Consider the following 21,744-nt stretch of genomic DNA (forward strand, 5'->3'; position numbering starts at 1 on the left):
GAATAACGATGGGTACGCTTGTTTTAAGGTGTATTCGTGAGCTAAAAAATAAAAAAAATATACTATTCAGGTATTTATGTTTTTAGTGTTACATTTCAATGTCAGATCTATGTCATAAAAATGCCTAAAATATGCTCGACGTCATATTATTCGTATTAAAAATTAAGTCGTGATTGATATTTTTCTCTGCGTATTTAGTCTGGAGATGTGGTTACACGAAATGTGTAAATAGCGGGGTGAAAACATGACATGAATGTTTATGTTTTCGAATCGGTTTTGCACTCGATAAAACTTAATAACCCAACGGGGCAAGACCTCATCTTGCAGGCAGCAGGAGTATTTCATGGAAAAGATGTTTAGTGTATCGACATTGGCTGCAGCGGTCTTGAGTGCAGTCGTGGCGGCACCAGCAATGTCACAAGATACAACGTCCGACTATGCAGAAAATGTATCGCCTTTTTTTGCTGATTCAACAATTAACGGCAATCTCAATATCTGGACAAGAGCCAGAGATCGAGGAAATTATGATAAGAATGGAGAAAAGGAAACCAATCTAGATCACGGTTCTATATTTACCAATCTCGCCTTTAATTCTGGCTATGCCGCGGATGTTGTAGGTCTAGATCTGATGGCATTTGCCACCTTTGATATGTGGCAAAACGGCAGCCCTGATCATGAAATGAACTTCTGGGGCGTGAATAACCCATACGACAAAGTGCCAGATGACAGTCAATGCAGTGGGGCGTGGGAGGAAGACTGCACAGATAACGGTGTTTCTTTGGCGACGGCTGCAGCAAAATTAAGTTTGGAGACACAGCCACCGCGAAGCTTGGTTACTTTCAGCCTTCCGTCCCAAGTACCATAGGTATTAACTGGTCGTTTGCGCCAGGCACGCATCTTGGGGGTGAATTAGGTCTTAATTTTGACAAGCTTAATGTGGGTCTTGTGGTGTCAGAGCGTTATAAAGCGCCTTGGTTTAAAGAAACCTATGAATTTCAAACGACCAATGGTGAAGATGCCGGCAAAGCGTATTCGCTAGGTGCGCGTTATGAGCTCGATAACGGTATTTCACTCGATACGGCCTACGGCGCGTTAAGTGATGGTGATCGTTGGAATGCACACCTTAAAGTGAAAGGTACCACAGAGGGTGGCGTGTATTGGTCGCCGCAACTCTATGTGGTTGATGACGATGAACAATATGATAGCACGGCATTCCAGCTAGCTATGCTTACCAGTATGTCATCAGGTCAATACTCTTATCGTGCAGAGGCCACTTATACCGAAGCCGACTCTGGAGATCCTGCTGTTGTGCAAAATCTAGCGTATCGTCTGACAAGTCAATACGGTGGTTCGAACGGTACTTATGACATTTGGTGGAATAATCGTTCCGATTTTAACCATGACGAAGAATTAGCAGTATTTGGTTCATTGTCTCGTGATTTCTCTGATATCGGCGCGACTGGCTTTAGCGCAGGATTGAGCGGTGCTTATGGGTTTGGGTCATCGGCTCAGGGGTATGAGGATTTAACTGAGTACTCGTACAGCTTGTTTGCTGATTATGCGATTCAAGCCGGTGCCCTTAAAGACGCAAAAGTTAGCTTTTACTTCACGCAGTACTTCAATGATACGGATGTCGGTAACTGGGCACCTTACACCAATCTCTTCCAAGATGAAGATGACTTTAAGCTAACATTAGCGATTCCTTTTTCAATTAAATAACGTCTTTTTTAATACTGCCTTTTAGCTGAGCCCTGTGCTCAGCTTTTTTCATTGGCGCACAAAACCACCGCATAGGACATTCGATTTGGTGGCTGTTTGAACAGTTTGCTGCTTTTGTCTTCGCCTGATATCGATTTAGCAAAAAAAAGATTGATTTATATTGGCAAATCATTAAATTAAACCGCGTCTATGAGGTGCGCCCCGGTGGTGGAATTGGTAGACACAAGGGATTTAAAATCCCTCGACGTTCGCGTTGTGCCGGTTCAAGTCCGGCCCGGGGCACCATAGCACTCATAGCCTGTGACATCATCATGTCATATCCCTTCCAAGTTCCATTTCTGTTTTATCGAAGCATTCATTCATATTAAGCAACAAATCAGCTGTATTGCCATGATGTTGTTAGGCCATTAATTGTGCTTCTTATTCGCTTTTATCGTTCCTTATTGCTCCATTTTCTCCCATAAACTAGTTAAAAAGAAGCCTCATACGCTCATTAAGCGATATATTCTATTTTTTTATCATAATCGGCACCGCTGTCTAGATTGCTGACTAATATTGATATGTTGGTTAGTAGTGATAATAAAAAGGAACAGTGTATGCGTTGGCAAACTCTTTCAATCAGAAAGCGGATTTATATCGTTCTCTCCACCATTTTAGTGCTCAGCACGCTGATTGCGATGGTGCAACAAGCGATGTTATCAGCAAACAAACAGCTTGATGATTTAAAAAATATCATTCTGCCTAGTCAGTTACGTGGGTTGGCATTTGAGATCAGTAATGAACTGCAGCCAGCAATTACGGGCTCTAACTTTCTTGCTCACCATTCGGGGCTAATCGATTGGGTGGATAATGGCGGAGACTTATCTAATCTCGCGCCAATCCATCAGGCACTTTCCAACGCGAAAACGCGTCTTGGTGCAGATAATGCGTTTGCGACGATAGACACAGAGCAAGGCAAGTATATTTTTACCTATGATGGTGAGCATCGGAGCAGCTCGATGCAGACCTACCCTTATCGTGATTTCTACCCCAATTTTTTGAATAAAAATCAACCTTATGAGCTGAATATGAATCGCGATGTGAATAACAGCGAGTATGTGATTTTTATTAATTATCGGAGTGTCCCTGTCAACGCGGCTACCGGTCAGCCTTATGTGGTGGCGGGTGTCGGCTTTAATGTCAGCAGTTTGGTTAATCTTGTGCAGGGTTTTCGTATTGGAGATCAAGGGCGTGCGATGTTAGCCGCGCGCGACGGCAGCGTAGAGGTGGCACCAACGGACTCCGCACTGAATGCAGACAACGCCAATCGCTTTCAGCAAGCGGTGACGAAAGGGGCCAATAAACCGGTTATTAGCGAAGTAACTATTGATGATAAAGCATTTTTTGTTGGATCTTACTGGCTAGCAGACTTAGATCGCTTTGTGGTGGTTGAAATCCCTAAAGCACAAATAACGGAACCCATCTTGAATCAGTTTATCCAGTCTTTGTTAGTAACCTTGGTGTTTATTGCCATTGCGTTGCTTGTCACGCACTGGGTGATCAGTAATTTGACCCAACCGATCAAGCAACTCTCAGCTGAAGTCGATGAAATTGCCAATAAACTCGATTTGGGTCATCAGATATCAGTAAAAGATCAGGCCGAAGTCGGACGTCTTGCCAATAAAATTAATGGTCTATTAGCGCGTATTCGTGACGCATTGCAGGCAGTGAACCATACCGTTGACGAGTCGCAATCCGCATTTGGGGTACTAAAACAGCAAGCCCATGAAGTGAATCAGGCAGGGATGGTGCAGCAACAATCGCTGCAAACTATCTCTGCGGCCAGCCAAGATATTACTGAAATTACCACTGAGGTGACGGATTCGGCAAATCACGCCGGCGAGTTGTCTCAGGCTGGGAATGCGGCGCTTAAAGAGGCCTTAAGTGGTATGCATACCAGTTTGCGGCATATTGAGCAACTGGGTGAAAACATGACCTCGAGCCAAACTAGCTTGGATGAGCTCAACCACCATATTGAGAATATTCTTCGAGTGCTTGAAGTAATTAGTGCCATTTCCGAACAAACCAATTTACTGGCACTTAACGCGGCGATAGAAGCCGCACGCGCGGGGGAGCATGGCCGCGGCTTTGCGGTGGTTGCTGATGAAGTGCGCTCGCTATCACAACGTACCGGTGAGTCGACCAGTGAGATCCAAGAAATCATCAATCAGCTTCGTGCCGCATCCGACAATGTAACCGGACAAATTAATCAGGTGAGCCAAGATAGTCAGAATAGTCTTGATACTCACCAAAAAGCGGTTGCGAATATGGACACCTTGGATAGCAACCTACAAACATTATTTGAGCACAATGCGCGGATCGCTGATGGTGCTAATCGACAAAGCAGCGCCGTGAATGAGATTAATCAAAGTATTGAAGAGTTAGCGCAGCAGGGAAGTCGCACCCAAGAGGTATTTGAACAAAGTGAACAAGCAGTGACCAGTTTTGATCAACGCATGAAGGAGTTAACCAAAAAAGTCAGTGCTTTTAATGGGTTGAGCAAGTAACTATACGAGGTGTCGCACACAAATGCTAACGCCTTTATTGCTTGTGTCTTTGCCGTGCTCCGGTAGGATAGCGCGAGGAGGGCGGCATGAATCTAACCCAAATTGATGCGTTTTGTGCAGTGGCAGACACCGGATCAGTGTCTGAAGCAGCACGTCAGCTGGATGTGAATCGTTCACGATTGAGTATGGCGATTAAAGCGCTAGAACAATCACTTAACGCCGAATTGTTTTATCGCACCGGTAACCGTCTAACCCTGTCGGAAATCGGCAAAGCTGTGTACAAAGATTTCGAGAGTATATCGGTCACGGCGGCACGTATTCGTCGTACGTGCGAGCAAGCGAATGCGGGCTTTAATGCCGAAGTGTGGATTGCGCGTGATGATGCCATTCCCGATCAACTTTGGCAGGATTGGGCCCATCAGCTTAACAAGCGCTTTACCGCGACCTCCTTTAACCTTGTGCTGGCCTCGAGCGGTGATTTGGCCAACTTGGTTGAAACCCAACAAGTCGACTTTGCGTTTGGGGTCGATTACGAGCGTATTGACGACCCACGTATCAACTACCAACCGCTGGGTAAAATTCGCATGATGTCTGTATGTAACAGTGAGCATCCGTTGAGTCGACTACGTCGGGTCAGTGATGATCAACTACGTAACGCCATGCAAGCGGTAATGGTCTACCTCAATGAAAAAGACAATCCCGAGCTTCAACCCTTCTCACGCCGCTATATTGGCTTTTCTAGCTTTGAATATATGCTCAATACCATTTTGCAAGAAGAGGCATGGGGCGTGCTACCTGAGCCGCTGATCCGCAAACACCTCCGCGAGCAGCGCTTGGCTGTGATCAAGCATACTTACGGCCTCACGCAAGAAGACTATTGCCTGTTTACGGCGTCTGGTATGGCCGAACACCCTGGGATCCAATGGCTGAACGATAGCATTACTAACTATTTGTTTGATTTCTAGATCTTGTTTAATTTCTAAATCGTCTATTAAAAGTGATTTATATCATTGTCTTAGGCTGCTTTTTCGGGCCTTTTTAACTGACTTAAAGAAGTTTAAGATTTTCTGAGCGCACACATAGCGCTAGAATGCTTGCACTTGATTTCATCAACCCGGCTGATTGTCATCAACCCGGCTGATTGTCATCGAGCCTACTTATTTTCATCTAGCCCACTTATTGTCATCGAGCCTAATTATGACTGCCTATCTTCGTTATCTGCCTTTTTCTCTCGCGGTCCTCGCGTGCTTAACCCCCTGGGTCACTTCGCCCATCGCTTTAGTACTCGGTTTTTTACTTACGTCTTTGGGCGGGGTACCCAGCGGATTACCGCTCACTAAGATCACTAAAAAGCTCCTCGCGTACTCTATCGTTGGACTGGGGTTTGGTATTCCTTTGCAAGAGGCGTTGGCGGTTACCGGCGATGGGATAGGGCTGATTATTGCCACCATTACGGGCACTCTGGTGTTTGGCACGATACTGGCCAAGCTGATCGGGTTGGATCGAAAAACGGGTCATTTAATTGCCTCGGGAACAGCTATTTGTGGCGGCAGTGCCATCGCGGCCGTCTCGCCCGCCATCAATGCCGATGATGAACAAATTGGCCTCGCGCTGGGCACCGTGTTTGTACTGAACTCGCTAGCGCTGTTTGTATTTCCGATGATTGGGCATGCGTTAGGGCTTGATCAGCATACCTTTGGGACTTGGGCGGCGATCGCGATTCACGATACATCATCGGTGGTGGGGGCGGCGTCTGCCTATGGTGAGCAAGCATTAACCACCGCCACGACACTCAAGCTTGCACGTGCATTATGGATTGTGCCTGTCGCCTTTGTCAGTGCACTGATGTTTCGTAGTCACGCCAAAAAAATCACTATTCCATTTTTTATTGTCTTTTATTGCTTAGCTATCGGCATCAGTGATGTGTTTGTGCAAGCACAACCGATTTACGATGTGATTTTCGCGGTGGCTAAGCAAGTGTTGGTGGTGTGCTTGTTCTTGATAGGCTGCAGTATCTCTATCGCCCAGCTACGTGCCGCAGGCCCCAAGCCCCTGTTTTTTGGCATTGCGCTATGGGTGATTATCTCTTGCTCGTCGCTTGCTTGGCTGCTCTTTGCTGCTTAGTTGTCCGGTTTTGCTTCAGGATCACTCGTGCGGTGTGTCCTGAGGCAAACGGAGTACCGCGACCAATAAAAAAGCACTGAGTGCCGCAGCAAACTGCCACCATCCCGTGCTGGTCACTGCGAGAAAAAGCTGCAAGGTAATGGCAGCAAGCAAAATACCTTTTCTCATCTTCTTAGTCCATAAAGAATATAAATGTGCGTTTAGTATGCGCAATAGTTATATAAGAGCAAAATGCGATTTTGCGCTATCTCATAACTAAAATGTGTTTGGGACACTGAGTGTCAGAAATGCTGACAGCTGATTTGTGTTATAAATTATTGAAATTAAATGCGTTTCATTTTCCACCTAACGGGATGGTGAAAACGCCTGCAAGTTCGCATTTGTAAAGCGGCGCAGTAGCACCAAGAATGTGTGCGTGTTTTCTACTTTTGGTGTTTTATGTCTCCTCAAAACGTGATCAATGAAAAGTCAGTCTTAGTGTTTTCAGCCCTTTTAGCATTAGGGTTTGCCATCACCGGCCTGGCCGTAGGGTGGTTTGCTGGCTCTTTAGTGATTATGTTCGACGGTATCTACTCGTTGATTAGCCTAGTGTTAACTTTGTTGTCACTGGGCGCGTCATGGTATATCCACTCGCGCTATGCAAGGCCGATCACACGTGCGCTGCTCACTCCGCTTGTTGTCGCCATTAAAGGTGCCGTGATTATGCTGTTGGTGAGTTATTCCCTTTACGAAGCGGTATCATCCTTGGTCGAGGGCGGACGTGCGGTTAATCCGTCATTGGCGGTGTTATTTGGTATCGTCAACGTGGTGGGTTGCGGTTACGGATGGTGGATGATTGCGCGTAAAAATCAAGCAGGGCAAAGCCAGTTGGTGGAGGCGGAATCGCGCCAGTGGCAAATGGACACCTTATTAAGTCTCGCAGTCACCTTAGGCTTTTTAGGTGCTTGGTTAGTGGCGCATTCACCTTGGTCGGATTATGCGGTTTATGCGGACCCTATGATGATGGTATTGATGTCGTTCTACTTTATCAAAGTGCCGTTCATCATGGTGCGTAACGCGTTAAAAGAGCTCGCACCTGTCACGGTAAAGTGGTATCGCACCCGAACGATGACAGTTTGACTGCTGCGGTTTTATCGAAGGATTGTGATTGTCTCTACTGTTTGATTTAATCGTAGATGTATTAAATATCAAGGAAGACAATATGTTACTGCCACCACCTCTTAAAAAAGGCGAGACAATGGGCTTTTTCTCGCCATCATCACCTGCCACCGTATTTGCTCCGCAAAGGTTTGAACGCGCGATGGGCTATGTCAAAGCACAAGGCTTTGACCTTAAGGCGGGGGCATTGACAGGGCAATCGGATCACTATCGCTCAGCCTCGATCAAGGCGCGTGCGGAAGAGCTCAACCAGTTGATCCGTGATCCGAATGTGCGCTGCATCATGTCCACGATTGGTGGAATGAACAGCAATGCTTTGCTTCCCCATATCGATTATGCCGCTTTGGTTGATGATCCTAAGATTATCGTGGGTTATTCGGACCTCACTGCTTTACTGCTCGGTATCTATGCCAAAACGGGATTAATCACCTTTTATGGACCAGCCTTAGTGGCGTCTTTAGGGGAGTTCCCGCCATTGGTCGATGAAACCTTTGACGCGTTTCGAGCCGTAACAACTGAGAATGTAACGCTGCCGATGACCTATAAGATGCCTGCCCAATGGACGGATGTCATGATTGATTGGGGTGAACAGACAGAGGCAAAACTGACCTATGAGAATGCATGGCAATTTATGGGTAAAGGTCAGGTAAATGGGCGTATTATCGGTGGCAATCTCAATACGCTGAATGGGGTTTGGGGAACGCCTTATATGCCAGCGATTGAAACAGGCGATATTCTGCTGATTGAGGACTCTTTGCTTGATATTGCCACGGTTGAGCGCTCACTCGCACACCTAAAACTGGCCGGAGTGTTTGATACGGTAGGTGCGGTGTTACTTGGTAAACACGAGCTGTTTGATGACAAAGGAACGGGACGTTCAACCTATGATGTTCTTGAAGAAATACTCGATGGCCAGCCGCTCGCTGTGGTTGATGGTTTTGACAGTTGCCATACGCATCCGATGTTAACCATACCTTTGGGGGCTCAAGCCTGTATTGATTTTGATGCCCAGACGGTCTCACTCACGCAAGCTTGGTTGGCGGGTGAGCATGCTGGGCAATGAGCTTGGATTAGTAAGCCACACCGATACGTTGGCGACGGTGGGCGCCACTTTCCAGTTCGTCGATCATCGCGATAGCATAGTCAGCAACGCTGATCTTGCTGTCACCATGGTCATCGGTAAGCAAGGTATCCGCACCAACGCGATAGCGGCCTATTTTGTCGCCCGGGAAAATCTCCGCAGCAGGGCTGACGAACGTCCAATCTAGGATATGGGCGTGCTCACGGAATACCTTTAAGGCTTCGCCTTGGGCTAGCGCTTCTGCTTTGTAAGCGTCAGGGAAGTCGGGCAGGCTGACCAGCTCGACTCCCGGTGAAACTTCTAGTGAGCCAGCACCGCCGACCCAAAGTAAACGTTTGACGTTAGCGGCGGGTAACTCGTCAATTAAGCGCTTAGCGCTGTTTGCCACCATCTCATGGTTGCCTGCAGCGCGCCCGCCCACGGCGGCAATGACTGCGTCAGTGTCAGCAACGGCCTGTTGTACAGAGTGGTGGTTATTCAGCAAGTCGAATTGACGCACCTCGACATCGTCGCGGGTCACTTTTTCTGGCTGACGGACAAGAGCGATAACCTCATGCCCACGATGACGCGCTTCTTCGACGATTTGGCTACCAATCCAACCTGTTGCACCAATAATTGCGATTTTCATATTGTCTTCCTCATGCTGTGATTGCTTGGATGGATGTAGCTTATTAGCTTTCATTTATTGGATAAACAATCATAATAGATACAGTTTGTATCAATTAAAGAGACAATATGGATAGGCTAACGGCAATACGTAGTTTTGTAGAAGTGGGCAATTGCAAAAGCTTTACGCGGGCTGCCGAACAACTTGGGCTAACGCGTTTGCAGGTTTCAAGACATGTGCAAGAGGTCGAGCAATGGCTTGCGCAGCGTCTGTTGCATCGGACAACGCGTAAAGTCAGCTTAACTTATGCCGGTGAGCAAGCCTATGGTCATTGCCAGCGTATTTTGGACGAAGCGGCGGCGTTAACGTTGACGACTGGACGATTACAGGGCGCCTTAACCGGTCGCATTCGAGTCGCTGCGCCAATCGGGTTAGCGCAAGGGATCCTTGTTGCGCCAGTAACGCAATTTACCGATGCGCATCCAGAGGTCGTCATTGAAGTGATTGCCTCCGACCAATTTACGCCCTTAGTGGATGAGCGGGTCGATATTGCGCTGCGCTTCACACCTCAGCCAGATGAATATTTAATTGCCCGCAAACTCATGGCCATCGATTCTATAGTGTGTGCATCACCGGCATATATAGCCCACGCGTCGCAGCCTAATCACCCGAGCGATCTCAGTGATCACCCGTGCTTAATTCATGTCAGCGGTGATCATTGGCAGTTTATTAAAGACAGTCGCCGAGAAGAGATAAGAGTGAGTGGGCCGATTCACGCCAACGACTTAGGCACCTTGGTCAATGCGGCGCGAATGGGAAAAGGGATTGTCCGTGTGCCATGTGATTTAGCCAATCCCTATGTGGAGCAGGGGGAATTAATACCTTTGCTGACCGATTACCGCTTACCGCCCAGTGCACTGTGGGCGGTCTATTTATCGCGTAGTTATCAACAGCCTGTCGTGCGCCACTTTATCGATCACTTGGCAAGCTGTTGGCAGCATGATATCCAAGCTCCCATTGATGGGTCAGATGCTTGAAAAGCGTGACAACTACAACGCGAGTTTAGTGAGGTAGTGATGGCTTAACGTCAGTGAGCGTGCCAGTGGTTTGGGTAGGGTGTCGATTTCGAGGCTATCAAGCAGGTTTTTCACATGCAGCCCGAGTTCGGTATCACCACTGATACTGAGTTGGCGCTGGAAAAACAGCGTATCCGGATCGCAATAGTGAGTCGCCATTTTCAAAAACGCTAACCAATCTCCCTCGATACTGGCGTCTTCCTCCCCAGACAAGCGCACCAATAATTGGTTGTCTTCGTTCAGCGACACGAACCAATTGGCGTTGAGATCGCGCAAACCAATGCGAATGGTACGGCCAGCAAGAAAGTCGAACTCTTCCTCCGCCAGCGGCACGGCAAAAGCGGTATTCATCAATTTAGTCAACACCTGGGCCTGTAGCCCTTGTGGTAACTGAGTGATCGCTTTTAGGCCTGGTGTAATCAGATTGGGCTGAGGCAGTGGCAGAGCAAGGGGTTGTTGTGTGATTGGGTTAACGAGCATTTGGCTTTCCTTTGGTGCCAATGGTTGAGTACCACTAGAGTAGCGAGGTTGGAGGCGCTGCCATTGGATCCGAGTCAAAAATGAGGAGGGTTTTTGTGGCAACAGCGTCATTTATCGCGATTTTTATCCTCATGGGGAAGTGAGCTTGATACATATCAACCCCCCACACTGGCAACGCCCTTATCTTAGCCGGACAATCATAAAATGGAATGCAATGTTATGGAGCTCCTTTGTCCGGCGGGCAATATTCCGGCGGTTAAAAAAGCGATCGAGCATGGCGCCGATGCGGTGTATGTCGGCTTAAAAGATGATACCAATGCGCGCCATTTTGCTGGGCTGAACTTCACCGACAGCAAATTGCAGCGTGCCAGTCAGTATGTGCATGACCACGGCAAAGACTTGCACGTTGCTATTAACACCTTTGCTCACCCCGATGGTTGGCGCCGCTGGCAATATGCGATTGATAGCGCCGCCGGAAATGGCGCTGATGCACTGATCCTTGCTGATATGGCCTGTTTAGATTACGCCGCCAACACCTATCCCGATTTGGATATACACCTTTCTGTTCAAGCATCCGCCACTAACGCTGGGGCGATCCGTTTCTATCAGCAGCAATATGGCGTTAAGCGAGTGGTATTGCCACGGGTGCTGTCTATTCATCAGGTTAAACAACTAGCACGCGATACCGATGTTGACTTAGAGGTATTTGCCTTCGGCAGCCTGTGCATTATGGCCGAAGGGCGCTGCTATTTATCGTCTTATCTTACCGGCCAGTCGCCCAATACCGTGGGCGCTTGCTCACCGGCGGCATTCGTGCGCTGGCAAGATACTGAGCAAGGGCTGGAGTCGCGCTTAAATGGTGTCTTGATTGATCGGTATCAAGCCGACGAAAAAGCGGGGTATCCCACCCTCTGCAAAGGTCGTTTCTGTGTCGACGGCAACCGCTATCACGCACTGGAAGAGCCCACCAGTTTGAACACCTTAAGTGTCCTGCCTGAGCTTTATCGCGCCGGGATCAAATCGGTCAAAATCGAAGGTCGTCAGCGCAGCCCTGCATATGTGGAGCAAGTTGCACGGGTATGGCGTCAAGCGATTGATCGCTGTGTCGCAAACCCCGAGGCGTTTGATATTGCACCGGATTGGGCGCATTCGCTCGATAGCCTTTCTGAAGGGGTGCAAACCAGTTTGGGTGCTTACCATCGCAAGTGGCAATAAGGAATTATGATGCAATTTTCTCTCGGGCCAATCCTGTATTACTGGCCCAAGGCTGAGGTTGAAGCCTTTTATCAAGCGGCGGCAGACAGCCAAGCCGATGTGATTTATCTCGGTGAAACCGTCTGTGCTAAGCGGCGAGAGCTGAAAACCAAAGACTGGATCGGGCTCGCGCGTGAGCTGGCTGAGTCTGGTAAACAAGTAGTGCTCTCGACCATGGCGCTGATTGAAGCGCCCTCAGAGCTGACCATGCTAAAACGCTACTGTGATAATGATGATATTCGCATTGAAGCGAATGACGTGAGCGCGGTGCAATTTTTAAGCGAGCGTCGGCAGCCCTTTGTGGTGGGGGCGGCCATCAATTGCTATAACCCGCAAACATTAAAGCAATTTGTTGACCTTGGCATGACACGCTGGGTGATGCCGGTGGAGCTTTCGCGCGATTGGTTGGTGAATATGTTGAACGGCTGTGATGCATTGGGTATTCGCGACCAGTTTGAGGTGGAGGTCACTGGCTATGGTTACTTGCCACTGGCTTATTCGGCACGCTGTTTTACCGCGCGCTCAGAAAACCGTGCCAAAGATGACTGCGAGCTGTGCTGCCTAAAATACCCCAATGGACGGTTAACGGAATCCCAAGAGGGTCAAGCGGTATTTGTGCTGAACGGCATTCAAACCCAGTCCGGGCAATGCGCCAATCTCGTTAACGATTTACCGTCGATGCAAGGGCTGGTGGACGTGGTGCGGTTAAGCCCACTGTCGCTTGACACCTTGCAATGGGTAGACAAATTCCGTGCTAACCAAGCAGGCACCCAGCCGCAACCGCTCAACCACGATTGCAATGGCTATTGGCACCATTTGGCGGGCATGACACAAGTTTTAGATTAAACGCGATAACAAAAACAGCCTGCGTAATCGGGTAGAGAGGTGAAGGTATGTTGTATTTAGAGTTCTTGTTCTTACTGCTAATGCTGTATATCGGCTCCCGATACGGGGGCATTGGGCTGGGCGTGGTCTCGGGAATCGGCTTGGTCATAGAAGTGTTTATCTTCCAGATGCCGCCAACGTCACCGCCCGTAACCGTGATGCTGATTATTCTTGCTGTCGTCACCTGTGCCTCTATCTTGGAAGCGGCAGGAGGCCTTAAGTATATGCTGCAAGTGGCAGAGCGATTATTGCGTAAAAATCCAAAACGCGTCACTTTGATTGCGCCGTTTGTCACCTATGCCATGACCTTTATGCTTGGTACCGGTCACGCGGTGTATTCCATTATGCCGATTATCGGTGATGTCGCGCTAAAAAATGGTATCCGCCCGGAGCGCCCCATGGCCGCAGCATCCGTTGCCTCTCAAATCGCGATTACCGCCTCACCGATCTCTGCCGCGGTGGTGTATTACTTGGCGCAGCTTGCCGACATTCAGCATAACATCACGCTAGTCTCGATTTTGTTGGTCACCGTACCCGCCACCTTGTTTGGTACCTTGCTGATGTCTCTGTACAGCTTGCGCCGCGGCAAAGAGCTGGATGACGATCCGGATTACCAAGCGCGCTTACAAGACCCGAAATGGCGTGAGCGTATCGAAAATACCACCGCGACCTCGTTAGATGAGGTATTACCCCGTTCCGCGCGCAATGCGGTGTTATTGTTCATTAGTGCCATCGTTACCATTGTGATTATCGCTATGTGGCCAGAAATTCGCACAGTGGCAGGGGAGAGTAAGGCCATCAGCATGTCAGTCGTCATTCAAATGATGATGCTCTGCTTTGGCGGCATCATCCTACTGGCGACACAAACCGATCCGCGCAACGTGCCCAGTGGCGTGGTGTTTAAATCTGGGATGGTAGCGGCCATTGCCATTTTTGGGATTGCCTGGATGTCAGATACTTACTTCCAATACGCGATGCCGCAGTTTAAGTCTGGAATTGTGGATATGGTCACTCAGTATCCATGGTCTTTTGCTCTGGCCTTGTTTATCGTGTCAGTAGTTGTTAATTCGCAAGCCGCAACCGCACGGATGATGTTGCCGGTAGGTCTTGGGTTAGGGCTCGACCCTGCACTGCTTATCGGTATTATGCCGGCGGTGTATGGGTACTTCTTTATCCCCAACTATCCTTCTGATATTGCGACCGTGAATTTCGATGCATCTGGCACCACCAAAATCGGTAAATGGTACTTCAACCATTCATTCATGGCGGTTGGTTTAATTGGTGTGGTGAGCGCCTGTGCGTTCGGTTACGTGTTGGGGCAGATTTTTATCGCCTAATACGCAAAAGGATACGAAGAACAAGGGTGCAGGTGGGGCGTACCTCGGTTGAGGGCTTGGATGTAAATTTTGCCTGAATGTACAAATTGGTGACATGCATCATCAACATGCGCCGCATCTGTTTGCAACGCCTGGCCAAGTAGTCGGGCGTTTTAAGCCAAAGGAGCCAACATAATGATTGATAAACATACCGTGATGCGGGTTGCGCGGCCAACTGATAACTTAGCCGATATTACGAATATGTATTGTGAAGGATTAGGTTTTGAGTTGCTCGGGACCTTCTCCGGCCACAATGACTTTGATGGTGCCATTATTGGTCATCCGCATCACAATTATCACCTTGAGTTTACCCACCACCGCGGCACCCATGTTGGACCAGCCCCCTCACAAGAGAATTTATTGGTTTTTTATTTGCCGGATCACTCGGCATGGCAAGCCGCGTGCAAAAAAATCGAAGCGGCCGGATTTACACCGGTTTCAAGTTATAACAGTTATTGGGATAAAGACGGCTGCACTTTTGAAGATCTGGATGGTTATCGTGTGGTGCTTCAAAATCGCGAATGGGCATGGTGAATGTGAGTTAGCGCGTCTCTCATAAGCTCATAAGTTATTGGCTATTAACATTATTGGCATAACAGATTAGCACTTTGTGTGATTGTCTATTAACGTTACTCATGTTTAGTTAGCAATAACTAATGATAGCGTCAGTGCGGCCTAGTCAGGTGTTTTAGCGTTCGCACTGATGGATAAAACATAAGGAGAAAGCAATGTCTCAGCAACGCTCAACGTCGGGCGGTCAATGCCCCGTGATGCATGGTGGCGCAACATCGGAAGAGATGGCACACAAAACCTGGTGGCCCAATGCACTTAACCTCGACATTCTTCATCAGCACGACACAAAATCAACGCCGTTTGATAACGATTTTGATTACCCGTCAGCCCTAAAAACACTCGATATTGACGCACTTAAAAATGACGTTAAGTCGCTACTTACCGACAGTCAGTCTTGGTGGCCTGCAGATTGGGGACATTACGGCGGATTGATGATCCGCATGGCATGGCACTCGGCAGGGAGCTATCGCATTGCTGACGGTCGCGGTGGCGGCGCAACAGGTAACCAGCGTTTTGCACCTTTGAACTCATGGCCGGATAACGCCAACCTCGATAAGGCCCGTCGCCTTCTATGGCCGATTAAGAAAAAATACGGCAACAAAATTAGTTGGGCAGATTTGATCTTGCTCGCGGGCACGCTGGCGTATGAATCGATGGGGCTAAAAACCTATGGGTTTGCGTTTGGGCGTGAAGATATTTAGCATCCAGAGAAGGATACTTATTGGGGCGCAGAAAAAGAATGGTTGGCCCCAAGTGATGCAGAGAACAGCCGTTACTCTGGCGCACGCGATCTCGAAAATCCACTTGCCGCAGTGATGATGGGGCTGATTTATGTTAACCCTGAAGGGGTAGATGGCAACCCAGATCCGCTCAAAACTGCCCATGATATGCGTGTCACGTTTGAGCGCATGGCGATGAACGATGAAGAAACCGTCGCGCTAACTGCCGGTGGCCATACCGTGGGTAAATGTCACGGTAATGGCGATGCGAGCGTATTAGGACCTGAGCCTGAAGCGGCTGATGTTGATGAGCAAGGCTTAGGCTGGAACAACCACCAAGCGCGCGGCATTGGACGTGATACGGTCACCAGTGGCATTGAAGGGGCTTGGACTACCCATCCCACGCAATGGGATAACGGCTACTTTTATCTCCTGTTTAACTACGAGTGGGAATTGAAGAAAAGCCCTGCGGGTGCCTGGCAGTGGGAGCCTATCGACATCAAAGAAGAAGATAAACCTGTTGATGTTGAAGACCCCTCGATTCGTCGTAACCCCATCATGACCGATGCCGATATGGCACTCAAAATGGACCCGGCCTATCGCAAAATCTCTGAACGCTTTTATCAAGACCCTGACTACCTGGCAGACGTCTTTGCCAAAGCCTGGTTTAAATTAACGCACCGTGATATGGGGCCCAAGTCACGTTACATCGGCCCAGATGTGCCGAGTGAGGATTTGATTTGGCAAGATCCCGTGCCTGCAGGACGTACCGATTATGACGTGGCAGCGGTAAAAGCAGATATTGCCAATAGTGACCTGACGCTGGCAGAGAAAGTGACCACCGCATGGGATAGCGCACGGACTTATCGCCAATCCGATAAGCGGGGTGGGGCGAACGGCGCGCGGATTCGTCTAGCACCGCAAAAAGACTGGCAGGGGAACGAGCCGGAGCGTCTGGCGAAGGTAGTCAACGTGCTGAGTAATATTGCTCAGAAACACCAGATTAGTCTCGCTGACACCATCGTGCTGGCAGGAAACCAAGGCATTGAAGAAGCAGCAAAAGCGGCTGGTGTGGTCGTCGACGTACCGTTTGCGCCGGGCCGTGGTGATGCCACGCTTGAGCACACTGATGTGGATTCATTTGAAGTACTAGAGCCGGTCGCAGATGGGTTCCGTAATTGGCTGAAAAAAGATTACAACGTTCAGCCCGAAGAGCTCTTGCTTGATCGCGCCCAATTGATGGGACTCACCGCACCTGAAATGACAGTACTACTGGGTGGTATGCGTGTGCTTGGCACCAACTATGGTAGTGCCCCGGAAGGCGTATTTACCGATCGGGTCGGTGAGCTGAGTCATGACTTTTTCGTCAACCTGACGGACATGGCGTATCAGTGGAAACCTGTCGGCCGTAACCGCTATGAGATCATTGAGCGTAATTCGGGGGCAGTGAAGTGGACGGCGAGCCGCGTCGACTTAGTGTTTGGCTCTAACGCCATTTTACGCGCCTATGCAGAGTTCTACGCGCAAGATGATAACCAAACCAAGTTTGTGCACGATTTTGTTGCAGCGTGGGTGAAGGTGATGAACGCTGATCGTTTTGATCTGGTCGCTAAGCAATGATTTAATCGTTACAAATTGTGATCACCAAGCCGCCTTTCATTGATAGGCGGCTTTTTATTTGTCTTAAATCAAGTCAGGGCTTGGTTGTTGTCGTGCTACAGGCAGGGTTTTAGTACAGTGAGCTGAGTAAATTCCATCCAATTCTTTTATCTTTACCATCTGGCGGAGTGAATTATGCTAGAACTTCTCATTGGGCTAGTTGTAACCGTGGCTGTGGGTTACTTCATTGTCAAAGGTTATCGTCCTGCAAGCACTTTGCTGACTGCAGGGATTATATTACTGATCATCACAGGGATATTAGGGCACAGTGTTCTGCCGGCTAAATTAACGTCGACGGGCAATCTTTTTACTGATTCGCTGGAATATGTGAAATACATGCTGCAATACCGTGGTGGCGGCCTCGGGATGCAAATAATGTTGCTGTGTGGTTTTGCGGCCTATATGTCGCATATTGGTGCCAACAACGTGGTGGTGAAGCAGTTCTCTAAGCCGTTGTCGGTGATCAAGTCGCCCTATGTGTTGTTGGTTGCAGCCTACATTGTCGCTTGTTTGATGTCACTGGCGGTCAGCTCTGCAACTGGCTTAGGTGTGCTTTTAATGGCTACCTTATTCCCGATGATGACTGCGATGGGCATTTCTCGTCCCGCCGCGACTGCAGTGTGCGCGTCTCCTGCAGCGATTATACTTTCACCCACCTCGGGAGATGTGGTGATTGCAGCGGAAAAAGCAGGCTTACCGCTCCACGTGTTTGCGGTCGAAACCGTATTGCCGGTCTCTATTTGTGCGATTATTGTGATGGCCGCCGCGGCGTACTTTTGGAATAAATACCTAGATAACAAAGAAAACACGCCGATGGAGCGTGTGGACGTCTCCGAGATAGAAACTCACGCGCCAGGTTATTACGCCGCCTTACCTTTTCTGCCTATCATTGGGGTGTTTTTATTTAACGGTGAAACCATTCCGGGCCTCTATCTAGATATCTACACCATTGTGGTGCTCTCTATCTTTTTAGGTGCGCTCGTCGACTTCGCCACCAAACGTTTTAATGGTCGCAAAACGTTAGAAGATCTGGATGCGTGTTATGAAGGGATGGCGGATGCCTTTAAAGGCGTGGTGATGCTGTTAGTCGCTGCAGGGGTATTTGCACAAGGCCTTATGTCAATTGGTGCGATTGACAACTTACTCGGCTTAGCAGAAAGCGCTGGGGCAGGGGGTATTGCATTGATGATGCTGCTTACTTTACTCACCGTCGCAGCCGCTGTTGCCACTGGCTCTGGAAATGCACCTTTCTATGCGTTTGTTGAATTAGCACCGTCTTTGGCAGCGAAAATGGGTCTCAATCCGGCATTTTTGATTATCCCTATGCTGCAAGCCTCTAACTTAGGCCGAACCATATCGCCGGTGTCTGGAGTGATTGTGGCGACATCTGGGATGGCAAAACTCAGCCCGTTTGAGGTGGTTAAGCGCACCTCGGTGCCGGTATTGTGCGGGTTAATTACCGTGATTATTGGCACACTTGTGCTGGTGCCGATGATGGCGTAACGTCGCAAGACATAAAAAGCCCGCGTGCAGGTGCTCGCGGGCTTTTTTAATTGTATTGCACTATAGACGAACACAGTTTTGGAAGAAAACAACATGATTGCCCCGACCAAAATCACCTTTTTCTCCACCTTGACGCCCATGGTGGCCGCCGGTGTTAAAACCATCACCATTCGCGATGAATCTGAAAGTCACTATCAACCCGGTTCGCGCGTCGCGGTATATCAGCTAGAAACTGATCATTATGTATGTGACATTGTGATCGACAGCGTTGCTCCGCTAGCGTTCGAGGACATTAATGCCCGTCATGCTGAACAAGAGGGGATGTCGCTTACCGAGCTGAAGGCGCTGATTTTGCAAATCTACCCAGCGCGTCCCCCGTTGTTTGTGATTGATTTTCACCTTGCTTAAACACCCGCTATTTTACTGAGCGGCTCGCCTATAAAAAACGCCCGATAATACGGGCGTTTGACTACTATGAGTGGTTGATTAAACAATTTTGGGTTGGCCGTCTGATGCTGTTGCACCACCGTCTACGGGCAAATTGACACCAGAGATAAACGACGCATCGTCACTGACTAGAAATGCCACGGCAGAGGCAACTTCCTCTGGTTCTGCTGGGCGTCCCAGAGCGATACGCTCATTAAACTTTTCTCGAACTGAGTCAGGCCAGCCATTGGTCATGTTGGTTTTAACCAAGCTTGGACAGACCGCATTGACACGTACTCCTTGTAAACCGTGGTCCAGTGCCATGGCACGCGTTAGATTCGCGACAGCGCCTTTTGCAGCACAGTAAAAAGCAGCGCCCCAATCACCGCCTAAACCCGATACGGAGGCCGTGTTTACCATAGAGCCTTTTGTTTTAATCAATTCAGGCATTGCATATTTTGCGCAAAAGACTACGCCATCAATATCAACACCAGACACTTTTTCCCAATCGGCTAGAGTGCCGTCAATAACAGAGCCAGGAGTATGCACGCCTGCGTTATTTATCAGTATATTAAGTTGCCCGAAGTGGTTAACAACGTCTTGTATCATTGCTTCTACTGCTTTTGGATCTGACACATCGACAGAGAGTTTCAAGACGCGATCAGCATCGTATTTTGCTGCTGTGTCATCTAGAGCTGTCTTGTTCCAGTCTGCAATCGCAACCTTTGCACCTTCTTGATAGAGGCGGTCGGTAATCGCTGCACCAATACCGTTGGCTGCGCCAGTAATTAACGCCACTTTTTGGTTAATACCTTTCATTGTGTTCTCCGTTTTTGTCTATTGAATTAAGCAAATACCGGATCCATGCTGCCGGCTTCTCGGGGGGCCATCAGCTTAAAGTTGTCGCTGTAGTCCACGGGAATGGCGATAACAGCTGGGCCTTGGGTATCTATGGCTTGTTTAAGTTGGGTGACTAAATCTTCTTGTCGTGTGACCGCATAGCCCTTGGCGCCAAAGGATTCGGCATAGGCTTTAAAATCAATCGGACCAAATTTCACCCCTGAATAACGTTGGTACTTTTTAACTTCCTGCATTTCCACCATGTTATAGGCGTTATCGACCCAGATGATGTGCAGCAAGTTACACTTGAGACGCACTGCCGTTTCTAGCTCCATACTCGATTGCATAAATCCACCGTCTCCGGACACGGATACCACTTTGCGGTCGGGGTTGAGCAAGCTCGCGCCAATTCCCCACGGCAAGGCGACGCCCATGGTTTGTTGGCCATTAGAGACCAATAATTGCCGAGAGCGGAAGCAATTAAGATAGCGCGCAATCCAAATATGGAAGCTGCCCATGTCTAAGCACAAGGTGGTGTCTGGCGTGATCACATCCTGCATGGCTTTAATCAAATGCAGTGGATGCATGGCAAAATCTTGGTGTGAACGACTGTATGCTCGAATAGCTTGGCGCTGGTGGGCCACTTCTTCAAGTAAATCAACTGTTGATGCGGGCATCAGCCATTGATGGTCGAGTTGTTCGGTGAGCGCATTAAGGGTGGGCTCAATCTGGCCAACGAGCTCCACGCTAGGGCGGTAATAGTGCTCAATTTCTGCTGGTGCCACATCGATATGGATAATATCGGTGTGTTGCGTGTTCCAAAGCTCTGGATCATATTCAATTGGGCCAAAACCAATGGTGACGATCAGATCAGCGTTCGCTAACAAGAGATCACCGGGCTGATTATTAAATAAGCCGACCCGACCCGCAAAGCGCTGATAGTAGGTGATGTCGACGGTACCAGCGGCTTGGTAGGTCCCGATGACGGGAAGCTGGGTACGATTGAGTAGGGCGCGAATGGCTGCGGCATTTTCAGGACGGCTGGCTTGTAACCCCAGTAAGAATACCGGATTATGCGCCGCTTTGATTTTGTTGGCCGCTTCGCGGATAGCGCGCGTATCAGCCATCCCTAATGGTGCCGGAAATGAAGGCGCAAGCACGCCACTGTCGACCGGTTGGTTAAGAATATCCATAGGTAAACTGACAAACGCGGCACCCGGGCGACCGCTTTCCGCTGCACGAAAAGCGTTGGCAAGGATTTCAGAGGTCGCTGAACCGGCTTGGACTTCGGCACTGTATTTGGTAACCGAATTGAAAATGCTGACGGTATCTAGGCTTTGGTGGGTTTGTTTTTGTTGATCGGCACGTTTCACCGCCCCACCTAAAGCAACCACAGGATCGCCTTCAGAATTAGCAGTCGCCAGTCCAGTCACCAGGTTCGTGCAGCCCGGGCCGGACGTTGCCATGGTGACGCCCGCTTTACCGGTTAAGCGGCCAATAACACCGGCCATAAAGGCGCCATTCGCCTCATGGCGGACCGGGATCATTTTGATATTGGTATCTTCAATCGCATCAAAGAGGCGATCAATTTTTGCGCCAGGTATACCAAAAATATACTCGACGCCTTGGCGTTCTAAGTGGGTTGCGACCAGTTGTGCGCCTGTGTCCCAATGCGTTGTTGTTGTCATGTTGGGCTCCTCGTGAGGTTAGCTCCCTAT

16 protein-coding genes, 1 tRNA gene and 3 pseudogenes are annotated in these 21,744 nt (G+C 49.0%); 15 read left to right on the forward strand and 5 right to left on the reverse strand.

Annotation, left to right across the window (positions count from 1 at the left end):
* Positions 1 to 343 precede the first annotated feature (343 nt).
* The 5 genes and pseudogenes from BZG75_RS07350 (at position 344) to BZG75_RS07370 (ending at position 6,389) form a co-directional block, all read left to right on the forward strand.
* Positions 344 to 1,719: pseudogene (locus BZG75_RS07350) on the forward strand (multidrug transporter).
* Positions 1,720 to 1,917: 198 nt separating this feature from the next.
* Positions 1,918 to 2,004 (forward strand) — tRNA-Leu (locus BZG75_RS07355).
* Between the two features lie 311 nt (positions 2,005 to 2,315).
* Positions 2,316 to 4,265 carry a methyl-accepting chemotaxis protein gene (locus BZG75_RS07360; RefSeq protein ID WP_199878867.1) on the forward strand — a complete coding sequence of 650 codons (1,950 nt, stop codon included), beginning with the start codon at positions 2,316 to 2,318 and terminating at the stop codon, positions 4,263 to 4,265.
* Positions 4,266 to 4,351: 86 nt separating this feature from the next.
* A complete protein-coding gene (locus BZG75_RS07365; protein ID WP_021023944.1) occupies positions 4,352 to 5,230 on the forward strand; it encodes a LysR family transcriptional regulator in 879 nt (292 codons plus the stop codon).
* A gap of 232 nt (positions 5,231 to 5,462) precedes the next feature.
* Entirely contained in the window at positions 5,463 to 6,389 is a 927-nt protein-coding gene (locus BZG75_RS07370) for a YeiH family protein (protein WP_077461055.1), read from the forward strand.
* A gap of 21 nt (positions 6,390 to 6,410) precedes the next feature.
* Here BZG75_RS07370 and BZG75_RS15320 read toward each other — a convergent pair whose 3' ends face one another.
* On the reverse strand, positions 6,411 to 6,557 hold the full coding sequence (locus tag BZG75_RS15320) for a hypothetical protein (protein ID WP_021023946.1): 147 nt from the start codon (positions 6,555 to 6,557) through the stop codon (positions 6,411 to 6,413).
* Positions 6,558 to 6,827: 270 nt separating this feature from the next.
* On the opposite strand from BZG75_RS15320, the pseudogene BZG75_RS07375 reads away from it, so the two are divergent.
* Together BZG75_RS07375 and BZG75_RS07380 are read left to right on the forward strand one after the other, a co-directional pair.
* Positions 6,828 to 7,460: pseudogene (locus tag BZG75_RS07375) on the forward strand (cation transporter); the annotation flags it as partial.
* A gap of 130 nt (positions 7,461 to 7,590) precedes the next feature.
* Positions 7,591 to 8,610 carry a S66 family peptidase gene (locus BZG75_RS07380; protein WP_077576592.1) on the forward strand — a complete coding sequence of 340 codons (1,020 nt, stop codon included), beginning with the start codon at positions 7,591 to 7,593 and terminating at the stop codon, positions 8,608 to 8,610.
* 7 nt (positions 8,611 to 8,617) lie between these two features.
* On the opposite strand, the gene BZG75_RS07385 is transcribed toward BZG75_RS07380, so the two are convergent.
* Positions 8,618 to 9,256: an NAD(P)-dependent oxidoreductase gene (locus BZG75_RS07385; RefSeq protein WP_077576593.1), complete on the reverse strand. Its 639-nt coding sequence runs from the start codon at positions 9,254 to 9,256 to the stop codon at positions 8,618 to 8,620.
* Positions 9,257 to 9,363: 107 nt separating this feature from the next.
* On the opposite strand from BZG75_RS07385, the gene BZG75_RS07390 reads away from it, so the two are divergent.
* Entirely contained in the window at positions 9,364 to 10,272 is a 909-nt protein-coding gene (locus tag BZG75_RS07390; protein ID WP_077576594.1) for a LysR family transcriptional regulator, read from the forward strand.
* Positions 10,273 to 10,284: 12 nt separating this feature from the next.
* Here BZG75_RS07390 and ubiT read toward each other — a convergent pair whose 3' ends face one another.
* Positions 10,285 to 10,791: a ubiquinone anaerobic biosynthesis accessory factor UbiT gene (ubiT, locus tag BZG75_RS07395; protein WP_158009969.1), complete on the reverse strand. Its 507-nt coding sequence runs from the start codon at positions 10,789 to 10,791 to the stop codon at positions 10,285 to 10,287.
* Positions 10,792 to 11,010: 219 nt separating this feature from the next.
* On the opposite strand from ubiT, the gene ubiU reads away from it, so the two are divergent.
* The 7 genes and pseudogenes from ubiU to yqfB all read left to right on the forward strand — a co-directional run bounded on the left by ubiU (position 11,011) and on the right by yqfB (position 19,168).
* Positions 11,011 to 12,006 carry a ubiquinone anaerobic biosynthesis protein UbiU gene (gene ubiU / locus BZG75_RS07400; RefSeq protein ID WP_077576595.1) on the forward strand — a complete coding sequence of 332 codons (996 nt, stop codon included), beginning with the start codon at positions 11,011 to 11,013 and terminating at the stop codon, positions 12,004 to 12,006.
* 9 nt (positions 12,007 to 12,015) lie between these two features.
* Entirely contained in the window at positions 12,016 to 12,891 is an 876-nt protein-coding gene (locus BZG75_RS07405; RefSeq protein ID WP_077576596.1) for a U32 family peptidase, read from the forward strand.
* 47 nt (positions 12,892 to 12,938) lie between these two features.
* Positions 12,939 to 14,267, forward strand: coding sequence for an anaerobic C4-dicarboxylate transporter (locus BZG75_RS07410; RefSeq protein ID WP_077576597.1), 1,329 nt, complete (start codon positions 12,939 to 12,941; stop codon positions 14,265 to 14,267).
* 174 nt (positions 14,268 to 14,441) lie between these two features.
* Positions 14,442 to 14,840, forward strand: coding sequence for a VOC family protein (locus BZG75_RS07415; RefSeq protein WP_021023952.1), 399 nt, complete (start codon positions 14,442 to 14,444; stop codon positions 14,838 to 14,840).
* Between the two features lie 194 nt (positions 14,841 to 15,034).
* A pseudogene (gene katG, locus BZG75_RS07420) lies at positions 15,035 to 17,218 on the forward strand (catalase/peroxidase HPI).
* Between the two features lie 174 nt (positions 17,219 to 17,392).
* Positions 17,393 to 18,760: an anaerobic C4-dicarboxylate transporter DcuC gene (dcuC, locus tag BZG75_RS07425; protein ID WP_021023954.1), complete on the forward strand. Its 1,368-nt coding sequence runs from the start codon at positions 17,393 to 17,395 to the stop codon at positions 18,758 to 18,760.
* Between the two features lie 93 nt (positions 18,761 to 18,853).
* Entirely contained in the window at positions 18,854 to 19,168 is a 315-nt protein-coding gene (gene yqfB / locus BZG75_RS07430; protein ID WP_077576598.1) for a N(4)-acetylcytidine aminohydrolase, read from the forward strand.
* Positions 19,169 to 19,246: 78 nt separating this feature from the next.
* Here yqfB and BZG75_RS07435 read toward each other — a convergent pair whose 3' ends face one another.
* A complete protein-coding gene (locus BZG75_RS07435) occupies positions 19,247 to 20,005 on the reverse strand; it encodes an SDR family NAD(P)-dependent oxidoreductase (protein ID WP_077576599.1) in 759 nt (252 codons plus the stop codon).
* 26 nt (positions 20,006 to 20,031) lie between these two features.
* Positions 20,032 to 21,714 carry an acetolactate synthase AlsS gene (alsS, locus tag BZG75_RS07440; protein ID WP_077576600.1) on the reverse strand — a complete coding sequence of 561 codons (1,683 nt, stop codon included), beginning with the start codon at positions 21,712 to 21,714 and terminating at the stop codon, positions 20,032 to 20,034.
* Positions 21,715 to 21,744: the final 30 nt, after the last annotated feature.

It is taken from the genome of Salinivibrio sp. AR640 (assembly GCF_001995405.1).
In the GTDB taxonomy this organism is placed as follows: Bacteria; Pseudomonadota; Gammaproteobacteria; order Enterobacterales; family Vibrionaceae; genus Salinivibrio; species Salinivibrio costicola.